Below are 13,579 nucleotides of genomic sequence, written 5' to 3'. Positions count from 1 at the left end.
ACGCCGCAGGCCGCGACGTCGACCACCGCCTCCCCCGGCCCCGGATCGGGCACCAGGACCGTCTCGACGCTGACCGGTTCTCCCTTGCCGCGGGCGACGACGCCCCTCACCTCGTAGGCCATGCCGGGAGCCTATGGGCGGCCCGGCGGGGTCCGCGCCCGCTGCTCCCGCTGGCCGGGAACCCCGCCCCGACGGGCAGGTTCCCGGACCCGGCCGTAGCGTTCCCCACAGTCGTCGTCCCCGTGGAGGTCCCCCGTGGCGCTGCCCGGCTTCCTGCGCCGTGAGCGCATCGTCGCCCGTCCCGGCTTCAACCGCTGGCTGATCCCGCCGGCGGCCCTGGCGGTGCACCTGTGCATCGGGCAGGCCTACGCCACGAGCGTCTACAAGCCCGCGCTGGTCGAGCACTTCGACACGTCGCTGACGGCGATCGGCATCATCTTCTCGATCGCCATCGTCATGCTGGGCCTGTCGGCCGCCCTGTTCGGGACGTGGGTCGACCGCAACGGCCCCCGCGCGGCGATGTTCACCGCGGCCTGCCTCTGGGTCACCGGCTTCCTCGTGGGCGGGCTGGGGATCGAGACCCGCCAGCTGTGGCTGGTCTACCTCGGCTACGGCGTCATCGGTGGCATCGGCCTGGGCATCGGCTACATCTCGCCGGTCTCCACGTTGATCAAGTGGTTCCCCGACCGGCCGGGCCTGGCCACCGGCATGGCCATCATGGGCTTCGGCGGCGGCGCGCTGATCGCCTCGCCACTGTCCCGGCAGGTGATGAGCTGGTACGACCCGGCCTACGACCCCGGCACCCAGGGCTCGGTGCCGAACGGGGACGCCGTCGCGGCGCTGTTCTTCACCTTCGCCGCGCTCTACCTGGTCTTCATGATGTTCGGCGCCTCCATCGTGCGGGTGCCCGGCGAGGGCTGGAAGCCCGCCGGCTTCGACCCGTCGACGATCAAGCAGAAGGCCCTGGTCACCACCGAGAGCGTCTCGGCCAACAACGCGATCAAGACCCCGCAGTTCTGGCTCCTCTGGGTGGTGCTGTTCTGCAACGTCACAGCGGGCATCGGCATCCTCGAGCAGGCCGCGCCGATGATCCAGGACTTCTTCCGCACCGGGGACACGTCGCTGGTGGCCGGGACCGCGGCGGCCGGCTTCGTCGGGGTCCTGTCGCTGGGCAACATGGCCGGCCGCTTCGTGTGGTCCTCGACGTCGGACTACATCGGCCGCAAGCCGATCTACATGGTCTACCTCGGCGTCGGCCTGCTGCTCTACGTCGCGCTGGCCACCATCGGCAACAGCGCCACCTGGGTGTTCGTGCTGCTCGCCGCGGTGATCATCTCGTTCTACGGCGGCGGGTTCGCCACCGTCCCGGCCTACCTGCGCGACCTGTTCGGCACCTACCAGGTGGGCGCCATCCACGGCCGGCTGCTCACCGCGTGGTCGGCGGCCGGTGTTGCCGGGCCGCTGATCGTCAACAGCGTCCTGGACACCCAGGGTGAGCCGGGCAGCCTGGTGGCGGCCAACTACCGGCCGGCGCTGTTCATCATGGTCGGCCTGCTCGCCGTCGGGTTCGTCGCGAACCTGCTGGTGCGACCGGTGGCCAGCAAGTGGCACGAGCCGCACCGCGACGCCGCCCCGGCCGCCCCCTCGACCCCGGAACGGAGCGCCGCCCGATGAGCACGCCGCTGTCGAAGACGACCTCGCCCGACGGGCAGCAGCCCGTGCACACGCCCACCGGGCTGATCGCGTTCGCGTGGACGCTGGTCGGCGTCCCGCTGGCCTACGGGCTGTACCAGACGGTCAAGACCGCGCTGACGCTGTTCACCGGCTGAGGTCCTCCGTGCAGGTCCGCGGAGGTGCGCCGTGCACCTCCGCGGACCTGCACGTCGTCACGCCCGCCGCAGCGGAGGCAGCGGCAGGTGGGCGGACAGGTCGGCGCGGTTGCCGCTGGCGCTGACCAGCCCCCCGGCGACGGCCTCGGCCCAGCCGAGCCCGCCGGTGGCCAGCCGCAGCCAGGTGGCCGTGTCGGTCTCGACGACGTTCGGCGGGGTGCCCCGGGTGTGCCGCGGCCCGGGCACCAGCTGGACGGCGACGTGCGGCGGCACCCGCAGCTCCACCGAGCGGCCGGGCACCTGCTGGGCCAGCCACCGCGCGGTCGTCTTCACCGCAGCGCCCAGCACCGACCGCGGGGGCTGCTCGGCCTCCCCGGCCAGCCAGGGGCGGACGGCGTCGACGGCGGCGCGCAGCTCCTCGGCGGGGATCGGCTGCTGCGCGGGCATCAGCTGGTGGGGACGGTGCCCGCCGGGACGGTGCCCACGGTGGCCTCCGGCGACCCGAACAGCGCCGGGAGGGTCGCCGTCCACGCCGCCCGGAGCTCGGCCAGCGGCAGCTCGCCGACGCCCTCGACGGCGAGGACGTCGCCGTCGGTGGTGCCGAGCTCGGTGACCGCGACGCCGGCCCACTCGGCGGTGGTGCGCACCGCCTCGGGGTCGGTCGTGGTGACGACGGCGCGGGCGCCGGACTCGCTGAACAGCGCGGTGAACGCGTCGTCTCCGAGCCGCAGCGTCGCCCCGGTGCCGTACCGCAGCGCGGACTCGGCCAGCGCCTGGGCCAGGCCGCCGTCGGCGAGGTCGTGCGCGGAGGTGACCAGGCCCTCGCGACCCAGGGCCCCGAGCAGCTCACCGAGGGTGCGCTCGGCCTCGAGGTCGACGGCCGGCGGGCGGCCGCCGAGGTGGCCGTGGACGACGCTCGCCCACGCCGACCCGCCGAACTCCGGCCGGGTCTCGCCCAGCAGCAGCACGGTCTCGCCGGCGGCCCGCCAGCCGGTGGGGACCCGCGTGCGGACGTCGTCGTGCACGCCCAGGACGCCGATGACCGGCGTCGGGTTGATGGCGACGTCGCCGGTCTGGTTGTAGAGGCTCACGTTGCCGCCGGTGACCGGGAGGCCGAGGGCGCGGCAGGCGTCGGCCAGGCCGCGGACGGCCTCGGCGAACTGCCACATGACCTCGGGCTCCTCGGGGGAGCCGAAGTTCAGGCAGTTGGTGACCGCCAGCGGCCGGGCGCCGGTGACGGCGACGTTGCGGTAGGCCTCGGCGAGGTTGAGCTGCGCGCCGGCGTAGGGGTCCAGCCGGGCGAAGCGGGCGTTGCCGTCCAGGGCGAGGGCGATGCCGCGGTGGGTGTCCTCGTCGATGCGGACCACGCCGGCGTCGTCGGGCTGGGCGAGCACGGTGTTGCCGCGGACGTAGCGGTCGTACTGCTCGGTCACCCAGGTCTTGTCCGCGCCGTCGGGGCTGGCGACGACGGCCAGCCAGTGCGCGGTGAGCTCCTCAGGCGTGGCCGGGCGGGGCAGCGCGGCCGGGTCGTCGGCCTGCAGGGCGTCGAGGTCGGCGGGGCGCTGCATCGGCCGCTCGTAGACCGGGCCCTCGTGGGCGACGGTGCGCGGCGGGACGTCCACGATGCGCTCGCCGTGCCAGTCGACGGTGAGCCGGTCGCCGTCGGTGACCTCACCGATGACGGTGGCCAGCACGTCCCACTTGCGGCAGACGGCGAGGAAGGCGTCCACCTTGGCCGGCTCGACGATCGCGCACATGCGCTCCTGCGACTCGCTCATGAGGATCTCGGCGGGCGTCAGGGTGCTGTCGCGCAGCGGGACGCGGTCGAGGTCGACGTGCATGCCGCCGGTGCCGGCGCTGGCCAGCTCGGAGGTGGCGCAGGACAGCCCGGCGCCGCCGAGGTCCTGGATGCCGGTGACCAGGTCGGCGGTGAAGATCTCCAGGCAGGCCTCGATGAGCAGCTTCTCGGTGAACGGGTCGCCGACCTGCACGCTCGGCCGCTTGGCCGGACCCTCCTGGTCGAAGGTCTCGCTCGCCAGCACGCTCACGCCGCCGATGCCGTCACCGCCGGTGCGGGCACCGAACAGGACGACCTTGTTGCCGGCGCCCTCGGCCTTGGCCAGGCGGACGTCCTCGTGCCTCATCACGCCGACGCACAGTGCGTTGACCAGCGGGTTGCCGGCGTAGCACTCGTCGAACAGCAGCTCGCCGCCGATGTTGGGCAGGCCCAGGCAGTTGCCGTAGCCGCCGACGCCGGCGACGACGCCGGGCAGCACCCGGGCGGTGTCGGGGGCGTCGGCCCGGCCGAAGCGCAGCGAGTCCATGACGGCGACCGGCCGGGCGCCCATGGTGAGGATGTCGCGGACGATGCCGCCGACCCCGGTGGCCGCGCCCTGATAGGGCTCGACGTAGCTGGGGTGGTTGTGCGACTCGACCTTGAAGGTGACCGCGTAGCCGTCGCCGACGTCGACGACGCCGGCGTTCTCGCCGATGCCGACCAGGAGGTGCTCGCTGCGCGGCAGGTCGCCGAACCGGCGCAGGTGCACCTTGGAGCTCTTGTAGGAGCAGTGCTCGCTCCACATCACCGAGTACATGGCCAGCTCGGCGGTGGTGGGCCGGCGGCCGAGGATGTCGCGGATCCGCGCGTACTCGTCGCTCTTCAGTCCGAGCTCGGCGAAGGGCTGCCCGACGTCCGGGGTGCTCTCCGCGAGCGCGACGGTGTCGAGCCGGTCGGCCAGCGGGCCGGGGCCCGTGTCGAGGTCGGAGAGACCCTGCGTCATGCGCTGACGACCGCCTTCAGGACGCTGGTGAAGAAGCCGAGCCCGTCGGTCGACGGTCCGGTGAGGTCCTCGACGGCGTGCTCGGGGTGGGGCATGAGCCCGACGACCCGGCCGTCCTCGCTGGTGACCCCCGCGATGTCGCGCAGGCTGCCGTTGGGGTTGCCGCCGACGTACCGGACCGCGACCCGGCCCTCGCCCTCGAGCCGCTCGAGCTCGGCCGGCGCGGCGACGTAGCGGCCCTCGCCGTTCTTGACCGGGACGACGATCTCCTGGCCCTCGGCGTAGGCCGAGGTCCACGCGGTGTCCGCCCGCTCGATGCGCAGCCGCTGGTCCCGGTTGCGGAAGTGCAGGTGGCTGTTGCGGGTGAGCGCGCCGGGCAGCAGCCCCGCCTCGCAGAGGATCTGGAAGCCGTTGCAGATGCCGAGGACCGGCATGCCCTTCCGCGCCCGGTCGACGACGTCCTGCACCAGGGGCGCGCGGGCGGCGATGGCGCCGGCGCGCAGGTAGTCGCCGTAGGAGAACCCGCCGGGCAGGACGACGGCGTCGACGTCCTCGAGGTCGTGGTCGGCGTGCCAGAGGACGACGGGCTCGGCGCCGGCCAGCCGCACCGCGCGGGCGGCGTCGACGTCGTCGAGGGAACCCGGGAAGGTGATGACACCGATGCGCACGGCTCAGGCCCCCGGCAGGTGCAGCTCGACGTCCTCGATGACGGGGTTGGCCAGCAGCGTCTCGGCGATCTGCTTGAGCTCCGCCTCGTCCGGGGTGCCCTCGACGTCGAGGACGAAGTGCTTGCCCTGGCGGACCCCGGTGACCTGCGTGTGGCCGAGGCGGCCGAGTGCGCCGAGCACCGCCTGCCCCTGCGGGTCGGAGATCTCCGGCTTGAGGACGACGTCGACGACCACCTGCGGCACGGCTCCAGGCTAACCGGTCCCCGTGGGCACCCGGTCGCCGCCGGGGAGGTGACCCGCACCCCCGTCCTCACCCCCGGGGGTGAGGAGCCACCCGGCGTGGTCAAGGTCACCTGCTCGGGCGACGACTCCACCCCAGCCGGGCGACCGTCCCGGACCGCCGAGGAACCGGAGACACCCGTGAGCATCCGCCAGTCCCAGGGCCGGCACCGCGCCGTCGAGGCCGGGTCGGCTCCCACGTCCCACCGGCGCCCGACGTCCCGCCGGCGCCGGGTCACCGCTGCCGCGGTCGGGGGCGTCGTGCTGCTCGGCGGTGGCGCCGCCATGGCCGCCTGGAGCATCTCCGGCGAGGGCCCTGGTGACGCGCAGGCGATCGCCCCCGACCGGCTGCAGGTCGACGACCAGGCCGCGGCGGTCGCCGACCTGTACCCGGGCACGACGGGTGACGTGGTGGTCCGCGTGCGCAACCCCAACCCCTATCCGGTGGTGCTGCAGACCGCGAGGTTCGGCACCGTGACCGCCGGCGGCGACTGCCCGCAGGACAGCGTCTCGGCGGTGGCGGCCTCGATGCCGATCCCCGGCTCCGTGACGCTCTCCGACGGCAACTGGCACGAGCTGACGCTGGCCGACGCCGTCGCCATGACCTTCGCCGCGCCCGACGAGTGCAAGGGCGCGACCTTCAGCGTCCGCGTCACGGTCGAGGGCCTCCAGGTCGCCTGACCCGTCCCGCCCGGCCGGCGCACCGCGCGGCGGCCGGGCGGTGGCACCGACCCGTCCCGGTCCCGTCCCGGCGGTCCCTCGAGCACCGGCCGCGCCGAGCCGATGGTCCGCCTGCCGGGGTCGAGGTCCCCCGCAGCCCACGTCATCCGCCGGAGGTCCCGTGAGCACCCGCCAGTCGCGAGGGCGGCACCGCGCCGCTCCGGCACGGCCTGCTCCCGCACGCCACGCCCGCCCCGCGAGCGGCCGCCACGCCCGGACGCGGTCCCGCGCGTGCCGCCGGCTGGCGGTGGTCGCGGCCGGCACGGTCCTCCTCGGCGGCGGCGGCGGGGCGGCGACGGCCGCCTGGGTCGCGCAGGGCGACGGGGACGCCGACGCCACGGCCCTGAGCGCGCAGCCGATCCTCGTCGACGACCAGGCCGAGCCGGTCGCCGACCTCTACCCCGGGGGCACCGGCGACGTCGTCCTGCGGCTGCGCAACCCCAACCCCTACGCCGTCACCCTCACCACCGTGCAGTACGGGACCGTCACCGGCGGCTGCGCGGCGGGCAGCGTCGTCCCCGTCCAGACCACCGTGACCCTCGCCCAGCCCATCCGGCTCGAGGAGGACTCGGCGGTCCAGACGGTGACGTTCCCGGACGTCGTGCGGATGCTGCCGACCGCACCGAACGAGTGCCAGCGCGCCACCTTCACCGTGCCCGTGACGCTGACCGGCACCAGCGCCTGATGGCCACCGGGACCTCCGCCGCGCGCCGTGCACCGCGAGCTCCGCTGCCCGTACGCGCCGGCGCCCTGGTCGCGTCCCTCGCGTGTGCCGTGCTGCTCGCCGGCCCCCAGCAGGCGTCGGCCGGCTGGGTCGCCTCCGGCGGTGGCGGCCCGGCCGCCGCGGCCACCGCGCTGTCGCCGGGTCCCCTGCCCACCCTCTCGCGCAACGGCCTGACCGGCACCGTGACCGTCTCCTGGCCCGCCGTCACCCTCGCCGGCCAGCCGGTCACCGGCTACGTCGTCCGCCGTTACAGCGGGACCGGTCCCAGTCCCGTGACCAGCGGCACCTGCACCGGCGGCCCGGTGTCGGGGACGAGCACCGCCGGCGTCGTGACGACGACGAGCTGCACGGACACCCGCGGGTGGACCACCCAGACCTACGCCTACCGGGTCGTGCCGGTCTTCCGCGAGTGGCTCGGCGCCGAGTCGCCGGCCGCGTCGATCTGACCGGCGCCGTCAGCGCAGCAGCGCGACGACCTCGTCCGGGCGCTCCCAGTGCGCGTTGTGCCCGGTGTCCTCGAGCAGCACCGCGCCGGGGTCGACCCGTCGCATCGCGTCGAGACCGACCATCGGGTCGGCCGCGCCGGCGGCCAGCCGCAGCGGCGCCTCCGCGCGGGACAGGACCTCCTCGACCGGCGGGCCGACGGCGCCGAACGCGCGCGGGTCCAGCGCCGCGGTGAACCCGCCGCCGGCCTCGCGGACCCCGGCGAGCGCCACCTCGGAGGCCGGGTCCACGAGTCCGGTCAGCCCGGCCAGCCGCAGGTGCCGCGCGGCGGCCTCGGCGGCGGTCGGGAACACCTGCGGCGGGCGGCCGGCCAGCGAGCGGGCCCGCGCGACCTCGTCGTCGGTCCAGTCGATCTTGACCCCGACGGCGACGACCCGGACGACGTCGACGCCGTACCAGCCGCCGGCGAGCACCGCGCCGACGACGCCGCCGAAGGAGTGCCCGAGCACGGTCACCCGCGTGGCCCCGCGGTCGGCCGCCACCGCGGCCACGTCCGCGGCGTGCACCGCGTACCCGTAGGGCGGCTCGGCCACCGAGCGGCCGTGCCCGCGCAGGTCGGGGACCGCCCAGGACCCGGGCCAGGACCGCTCGACCAGCGGCAGCAGCCGGTCCCACACCGCGCCGGTCGCGCCGAGCCCGTGCAGCAGCAGGAGCAGGTCCCCGCCCGACCCGCCGGAGCGGTACTCGATGCCCGCGCGCGTCCGCATCAGCGGAAGGAGGTGCCGGTCAGCTGCTCGTAGGCGGCGACGTAGCGCTCGCGGGTGGCGGCGACGACGTCGTCGGGGAGCTCCGGCGGCGGCGAGACGCGGTCCCAGCCCGAGGAGGTCAGCCAGTCGCGGACGTACTGCTTGTCGAACGAGGGCTGCGGGGCCCCGGGCGCCCACGACGACGCCGGCCAGAAGCGCGACGAGTCCGGCGTGAGCACCTCGTCGCCGAGCACCAGGCCGCCGTCGGCACCGAGGCCGAACTCGAACTTCGTGTCGGCCAGCAGGATGCCCGCCCCCGCGGCGACCTCCGCGCCCCGCCGGTACAGCGCCAGCGTCAGCTCCCGCAGCTCCTCCGCCCGCGCGGCGCCGACGAGGGACACCACGCGCGCGAAGTCGATCGCCTCGTCGTGCTCCCCCACCTCGGCCTTCGTCGACGGCGTGAACACCGGCTCCGGCAGCCGCGAGCCCTCGACCAGCCCGGGCGGGAGCGGCACGTCGCGGATGGAACCGGTGCGCGAGTACTCGACGGTCCCCGAGCCGGACAGGTAGCCCCGCGCCACGCACTCGACCGGCAGCATGTCCAGCCGCCGCACGAGCATCGCCCGCCCGGCGACGCCGGCCGGCACGTCGGTGGCCGACACCAGGTGGTGGGTGGCGCCGAACGCGGACAGCACCGGCGTCAGCTGCTCGAACCACCACACCGACAGCTGGGTGAGCACCCGCCCCTTGTCCGGGATCGGCGTCGGCAGCACGTGGTCGTAGGCCGAGATCCGGTCGGAGGCGACCAGCAGGAGACGGTCGTCGCCGGCGTCGTAGACCTCCCGCACCTTGCCGCGGGCGACCAGGGGCAGGTCCACGGTCACGTCAGCGCGGCCAGCCGGTCGAACAGCGGGCCGAGGTTGCGCACGTAGCCCTCGGGGCGGCAGATCTCGTCCAGCCGCGCCTCGTCGAGCGTCACGCCGGAGGAGTCCGCGCGGGTCCGCAGCGTCGACCGGAACGGCGTCCCGGAGTTCCACGTCTCCATCGCCGCGCCCTGCACCAGCGCGTAGGCGTCCTCGCGCGAGAGCCCGGACTCGACCAGCTCCAGCAGCACGGCGGAGGTGTAGATCAGCCCGCCGGTGAGGTCGAGGTTGGCCCGCATCCGGTCGACGTCGACGACCAGGTTCTCCACCAGGCCGGTGGTCAGGTGCAGCAGGTAGTCGGTGGTGATCGCGGCGTCGGGGAGGAACACCCGCTCGGTGGACGAGTGCGAGATGTCCCGCTCGTGCCACAGCGGGATGCCCTCCATCACCGGGACGACGGCGGCGCGCACCACCCGGGCGAGCCCGGCGATCCGCTCCGAGCGGATCGGATTCTTCTTGTGCGGCATCGCGCTGGAGCCCTTCTGGCCGGAGCCGAAGGCCTCCGACAGCTCCCGCACCTCGGTGCGCTGCCCGTGCCGGACCTCGAGCGCGATGGTCTCGCAGACGGTGGCGATGACCGCCAGCGCGGCGACCCACTCGCTGATCGAGTCGCGGATGACCACCTGGGTGGAGGCGTCGGCCGGCCGCAGCCCGAGCGCCTCGGCGACCACGACCTCCACCGACGGGTCGATGAGCGAGTAGGTGCCGACGGCGCCGGAGATCGCGACGACGCCGACCCGCTCGCGTGCCGCGCGCAGCCGGTCGCGGGAGCGGGCCGTCGCGAACGCGAGGTCGGCCACCCGGTGCCCCCACACCACCGGCTCGGCGTGCACGCCGTGCGTGCGCCCGACCCGCAGGGTCTCCCGGTGCGCCAGGCCGTGGTGGCGCAGCGCGGCGACCAGCCGGTCGGCCTTGGCCAGCAGCACGTCGGTGGCCTCGGTGAGCTGCACGGCGAGCGCGGTGTCGAGCAGGTCCGACGACGTCATGCCGTGGTGCACGTAGGCCGCCGCCGAGCGGGGCTCGGTGTTGTCGGCCCAGGCGGTGAGGAAGGCGATGACGTCGTGCTGCGTCGTCTCCTCGATCTCTGCGACGCGGGCGGCGGTCGGCGGAGGGGCGTTGCGCACCGGCTCGACGACGTCGGCCGGGACCCGCCCGGCGGCCGCGTGCGCCTCCAGCACCAGCGTCTCCACCCGGCACCACAGCTCGTACTTGTGCTCGTCGCTCCAGACCCGGCCCATCTCGGGGAGCGTGTAGCGGTCGATCACGCGGGTACCCCCGGCAGCCGGTCGAGTCGTCGGAACACGGGAGCATCCTCCCGCAGCGCTAGCGTGATCGAGAACGGCCCCCACCGACCGCGGAGGACCCCATGCTGCGACAGGCCGGCTCCCTGGTCGCCCGCGCGCGTGAGCGCATCCGGGCGGCGGGTGAGCGGGACCCGCACGCGTGGCCCGAGCGCGACGACGACCGGGCGATCCTGGTGCACGACGAGGTGTACGACGAGGCCGACGCCGGTCCCGTCGACCCGCTGACCGACGGTGAGCCGCCGCTCGGCAGTCCCGAGCCCGGCGCCCCCGACCTCGACGGGCCGCTGGGCGCGGGCGGGGTGAGCGGCCCCCCGGAAGGCGGGCGCCCGCACCGGGCCGCCGAGCGCGGCCGCCGGCTGCTGGGCCCGGGCCGCGAGGCCCCGCAGGGCGACGCCGCGGTGCCCGGCGCGCTGCGCACGGCGGCGGCCTGGTCGTGGCGGCTGATCGTCGTCCTCGCGGGGCTGTACGTGCTGCTCTACGCGGCGGCGTACGTCGCCGTGGTGATCGTCCCGGTCATGGTCGCGCTGCTGCTGGCGGCGTTGCTGCAGCCGGGTGCGGCCGCGCTCATCCGGCGCGGGTGGCCGCGGTCGCTGGCCGCGATGGCGATGCTGCTGGTCGGGCTGGCCGTCGTCGCCGGGATCATCACGCTGGTCGTCGAGCGGTTCAGCGCCGGCTTCTCCGACCTCGCCGACCAGGTCAGCCAGGGCCTGGACCAGATCCGCGACTTCGTCGTCGAGACCTTCCCGGTCACCCAGCGGCAGATCGACGACGCGGTGACCGCCGCCCAGGACGCCATCGTGTCCAACCGGGAGACGCTGGCCACCGGCGCGCTCACCACGGCCGCCACGGTCGGCGAGGTGTTCACCGGCGTCGTCCTGGCGCTGTTCACGCTCTTCTTCTTCCTCAAGGACGGCCGGTCCATCTGGCTGTGGCTGGTCGGCCTGTTCCCCCGCGACTCGCGCGCGTTCATCGACGAGGCCGCCCGCCGGTCGTGGCGCACGCTCATCTCCTACGTCCGCGCCACCGTCGCCGTGGCGCTGGTCGACGCCGTCGGCATCGGCATCGGCCTGGCGGTCCTCGGCGTGCCGCTGGTGATCCCGCTGGCCGCGCTGGTGTTCCTCGGCGCGTTCATCCCGATCATCGGGTCGTTCCTGGCCGGCTCGATCGCGGTGCTGGTCGCGCTGGTCGCCGTCGGCCCGATCAAGGCACTGATCGCGCTGGCGATCGTCGTCCTGGTCATGCAGCTCGAGGGGCACGTCCTGCAGCCGCTGCTGCTGGGCAAGGCGGTGCACGTGCACCCGCTGGCGGTCGTGCTGGCGATCGCCGCCGGCCTGCTCGTCGCCGGGATCTTCGGCGCGCTGATCGCGGTGCCGGTGGTGGCCTGCGCGAACGTCGCCGGCACCTACCTGTCCCGGCGCCACGACGGCCCGCGGCCGCCCGAGCCGCGCCCGGAGCGGGCCCGCCCGGCGGTCGGGGTCCGGGGCTGGACGGGCGCATAGTCCCCGGGGGAGCGGCGGAGGTGCTCCCGGAAGGCCCGCTCGACCGTCTCGTCCCACTCGGGCAGCGCGGCGGCGTAGCGGCGGTCCGCCTCGACCTCCAGCCGCTCGGCGGCGTCGAGGTCGTCCTCCCCCAGCCCGGTGGCCTGCCGCGCGACGTCCGCCACGGCCTCCGCGGCCGCGTCCAGCCCGAACAGCCGGAACCCGGCCACCGCCCGCTCGACCTGATCGGGCTCCAGGCCCTGCACCGCGTGCAGCAGGCCGCCGTTCACCGCCATCCCGTGGCAGAGGAGGACCGCGGCGAGGGCGGCGTCGCCGGGGTGGGGGGACGGCCCGTCCGGGTCGCAGGCGCGGTTCCAGACCGCGTCGGCCGGGTCGGTCATCCCGGGACCGCGATCCGGCCCTCGACGGCGGCCAGCGCGATGTCGCTGCGCCAGTGCGCGCCGGCGAGCCGGACGGCGGCCACCCGCTCGTAGGCCGCCTGCCGCGCCGCGGCGAGGTCGGCGCCGGTCGCGGTCACCGCGAGCACCCGCCCGCCGGCCGAGCGGACGGTCCCCTCGGCGTCGACGGTGGTGCCGGCGTGCAGCACGCCCTCGCCGTCGGCGCCGGTCACCGGGTCGCCCGTGCGCGGCGCCTCGGGGTAGCCGGCGGCGGCGACGACGACGGTGACGGCCGCGCCGGACCGCCAGCGCAGCGGCGGGTGGCCGGCGAGCGTGCCGGTGGCCGCGGCGTGCAGCAGCCCGGCCAGCGGGGTCTCCAGCAGCGGCAGGACGACCTCGGTCTCGGGGTCGCCGAAGCGGGCGTTGAACTCGACCACCCGCACACCGCGCGAGGTCAGCGCCAGGCCCGCGTAGAGCAGCCCGCTGAACGGCTCGCCGCGGCGGCGCATCTCGTCGACGGTCGGCTGCAGCACGGTGGCCAGCACCTCGTCGACCAGGCCCGGCGGCGCCCAGGGCAGCGGGGCGTAGGCGCCCATCCCGCCGGTGTTGGGGCCGGCGTCGCCGTCGTCGCGGCGCTTGTGGTCCTGCGCGGGCAGCAGCGGCAGCACCGTCGTCCCGTCGGTGACGGCGAACAGCGACACCTCGGGGCCGTCGAGGTACTCCTCGACCAGCACCGCTCCCCCGGCGTCGAGCACCCGGTGCCCGTGGGCGACCGCGGCGTCCCGGTCGGTCGTGACGACGACGCCCTTGCCGGCGGCCAGCCCGTCGTCCTTGACCACGTACGGCGCGCCTGCCTCGTCGAGCGCCGTCTCCAGCTCGGCGGGCCCGCCGACGGGCCAGGAGCGGGCGGTCGGCACCCCGGCGGCGGCCATGACGTGCTTGGCGAAGGACTTGCTGCCCTCGATCTGCGCGGCCTGCTGCGACGGGCCGAAGCAGGCGACGCCGGCGTCGCGGACGGCGTCGGCGGCGCCGGCGACCAGCGGCACCTCGGGGCCGACGACGACCAGGTCGGCGGCCCAGCCGGTGGCCAGCGCGGCCACCGCCACCGGGTCGGCGACGTCGAGCGCGGCCTGCTCGGCGATGCGGGCGGTGCCCGCGTTGCCCGGCGCGCAGGCCAGCGCGGTCACCGCGGGGTCGGACTGCAGAGCGACGCACAGGGCGTGCTCCCGGGCACCGGAGCCGATCACGAGCACGCGCACGGACCGCGACCCTACCCATGGAGGACC

The 13,579-nt window shown here is 75.4% G+C and carries 15 protein-coding genes; 6 read left to right on the top strand and 9 right to left on the bottom strand.

Annotated features, from left to right (window positions below; translation table 11 throughout):
* Positions 1–255 precede the first annotated feature (255 nt).
* Positions 256–1,674 carry an OFA family MFS transporter gene (locus tag ACI79Z_RS21590; protein WP_387992160.1) on the top strand — a complete coding sequence of 473 codons (1,419 nt, stop codon included), beginning with the start codon at positions 256–258 and terminating at the stop codon, positions 1,672–1,674.
* Positions 1,671–1,829 carry an MFS transporter small subunit gene (locus ACI79Z_RS21585; RefSeq protein WP_387992157.1) on the top strand — a complete coding sequence of 53 codons (159 nt, stop codon included), beginning with the start codon at positions 1,671–1,673 and terminating at the stop codon, positions 1,827–1,829. Before ACI79Z_RS21590 ends, ACI79Z_RS21585 begins: the two co-directional genes overlap by 4 nt.
* Before the next feature lie 57 nt (positions 1,830–1,886).
* Here the strand turns inward: ACI79Z_RS21585 and ACI79Z_RS21580 are convergent, their stop codons facing one another.
* Genes ACI79Z_RS21580 through purS form a run of 4 tightly spaced genes read right to left on the bottom strand, consistent with a single transcriptional unit; the run spans position 1,887 to position 5,520 of the window.
* Positions 1,887–2,276, bottom strand: a complete 390-nt coding sequence (locus tag ACI79Z_RS21580; protein ID WP_387992154.1) for a sterol carrier family protein — start codon at positions 2,274–2,276, stop codon at positions 1,887–1,889.
* Positions 2,276–4,609, bottom strand: coding sequence for a phosphoribosylformylglycinamidine synthase subunit PurL (gene purL, locus ACI79Z_RS21575; RefSeq protein WP_456903943.1), 2,334 nt, complete (start codon positions 4,607–4,609; stop codon positions 2,276–2,278). Before purL ends, ACI79Z_RS21580 begins: the two co-directional genes overlap by 1 nt.
* Positions 4,606–5,277: a phosphoribosylformylglycinamidine synthase subunit PurQ gene (gene purQ, locus ACI79Z_RS21570; RefSeq protein ID WP_387992148.1), complete on the bottom strand. Its 672-nt coding sequence runs from the start codon at positions 5,275–5,277 to the stop codon at positions 4,606–4,608. Before purQ ends, purL begins: the two co-directional genes overlap by 4 nt.
* A 3-nt stretch (positions 5,278–5,280) precedes the next feature.
* Positions 5,281–5,520 (bottom strand): phosphoribosylformylglycinamidine synthase subunit PurS, encoded by a 240-nt coding sequence (purS, locus tag ACI79Z_RS21565; protein ID WP_387992145.1) that lies wholly within the window; start codon positions 5,518–5,520, stop codon positions 5,281–5,283.
* 177 nt (positions 5,521–5,697) lie between these two features.
* Between purS and ACI79Z_RS21560 the strand changes: the two genes are divergently transcribed.
* The 3 genes from ACI79Z_RS21560 to ACI79Z_RS21550 all read left to right on the top strand — a co-directional run bounded on the left by ACI79Z_RS21560 (position 5,698) and on the right by ACI79Z_RS21550 (position 7,446).
* Positions 5,698–6,237: a hypothetical protein gene (locus ACI79Z_RS21560; RefSeq protein ID WP_456903940.1), complete on the top strand. Its 540-nt coding sequence runs from the start codon at positions 5,698–5,700 to the stop codon at positions 6,235–6,237.
* A 286-nt stretch (positions 6,238–6,523) separates the two neighbouring features.
* Entirely contained in the window at positions 6,524–6,961 is a 438-nt protein-coding gene (locus tag ACI79Z_RS21555; protein ID WP_456903938.1) for a hypothetical protein, read from the top strand.
* An 89-nt stretch (positions 6,962–7,050) separates the two neighbouring features.
* Entirely contained in the window at positions 7,051–7,446 is a 396-nt protein-coding gene (locus tag ACI79Z_RS21550; protein WP_456903936.1) for a hypothetical protein, read from the top strand.
* A gap of 9 nt (positions 7,447–7,455) precedes the next feature.
* Here the strand turns inward: ACI79Z_RS21550 and ACI79Z_RS21545 are convergent, their stop codons facing one another.
* From ACI79Z_RS21545 to purB, 3 genes are read right to left on the bottom strand one after another with little or no spacing between them, the layout of a single operon-like run.
* Positions 7,456–8,211 (bottom strand): alpha/beta fold hydrolase, encoded by a 756-nt coding sequence (locus tag ACI79Z_RS21545; RefSeq protein WP_456903934.1) that lies wholly within the window; start codon positions 8,209–8,211, stop codon positions 7,456–7,458.
* On the bottom strand, positions 8,211–9,074 hold the full coding sequence (locus ACI79Z_RS21540; RefSeq protein WP_456903932.1) for a phosphoribosylaminoimidazolesuccinocarboxamide synthase: 864 nt from the start codon (positions 9,072–9,074) through the stop codon (positions 8,211–8,213). The genes ACI79Z_RS21545 and ACI79Z_RS21540 overlap by 1 nt, the downstream gene beginning before the upstream one ends.
* On the bottom strand, positions 9,071–10,378 hold the full coding sequence (purB, locus tag ACI79Z_RS21535; RefSeq protein WP_456903930.1) for an adenylosuccinate lyase: 1,308 nt from the start codon (positions 10,376–10,378) through the stop codon (positions 9,071–9,073). The genes ACI79Z_RS21540 and purB overlap by 4 nt, the downstream gene beginning before the upstream one ends.
* Positions 10,379–10,479: 101 nt before the next feature.
* Here purB and ACI79Z_RS21530 point away from each other — a divergent pair, with 101 nt between their 5' ends.
* Entirely contained in the window at positions 10,480–11,916 is a 1,437-nt protein-coding gene (locus ACI79Z_RS21530; RefSeq protein ID WP_456903928.1) for an AI-2E family transporter, read from the top strand.
* Here the strand turns inward: ACI79Z_RS21530 and ACI79Z_RS21525 are convergent.
* On the bottom strand, positions 11,820–12,296 hold the full coding sequence (locus tag ACI79Z_RS21525) for a hypothetical protein (protein WP_456903926.1): 477 nt from the start codon (positions 12,294–12,296) through the stop codon (positions 11,820–11,822). The genes ACI79Z_RS21530 and ACI79Z_RS21525 overlap by 97 nt on opposite strands.
* Complete coding sequence (gene purD / locus ACI79Z_RS21520) at positions 12,293–13,552, bottom strand: phosphoribosylamine--glycine ligase (RefSeq protein ID WP_456903924.1); 1,260 nt, start codon at positions 13,550–13,552, stop codon at positions 12,293–12,295. Before purD ends, ACI79Z_RS21525 begins: the two co-directional genes overlap by 4 nt.
* Positions 13,553–13,579: the final 27 nt, after the last annotated feature.

The sequence above is a fragment of the Geodermatophilus sp. SYSU D00663 genome (assembly GCF_054050655.1).
The sequence above is the reverse complement of the archived record's forward strand: the minus strand, read 5'-3'. Positions and strand labels throughout refer to the sequence as shown.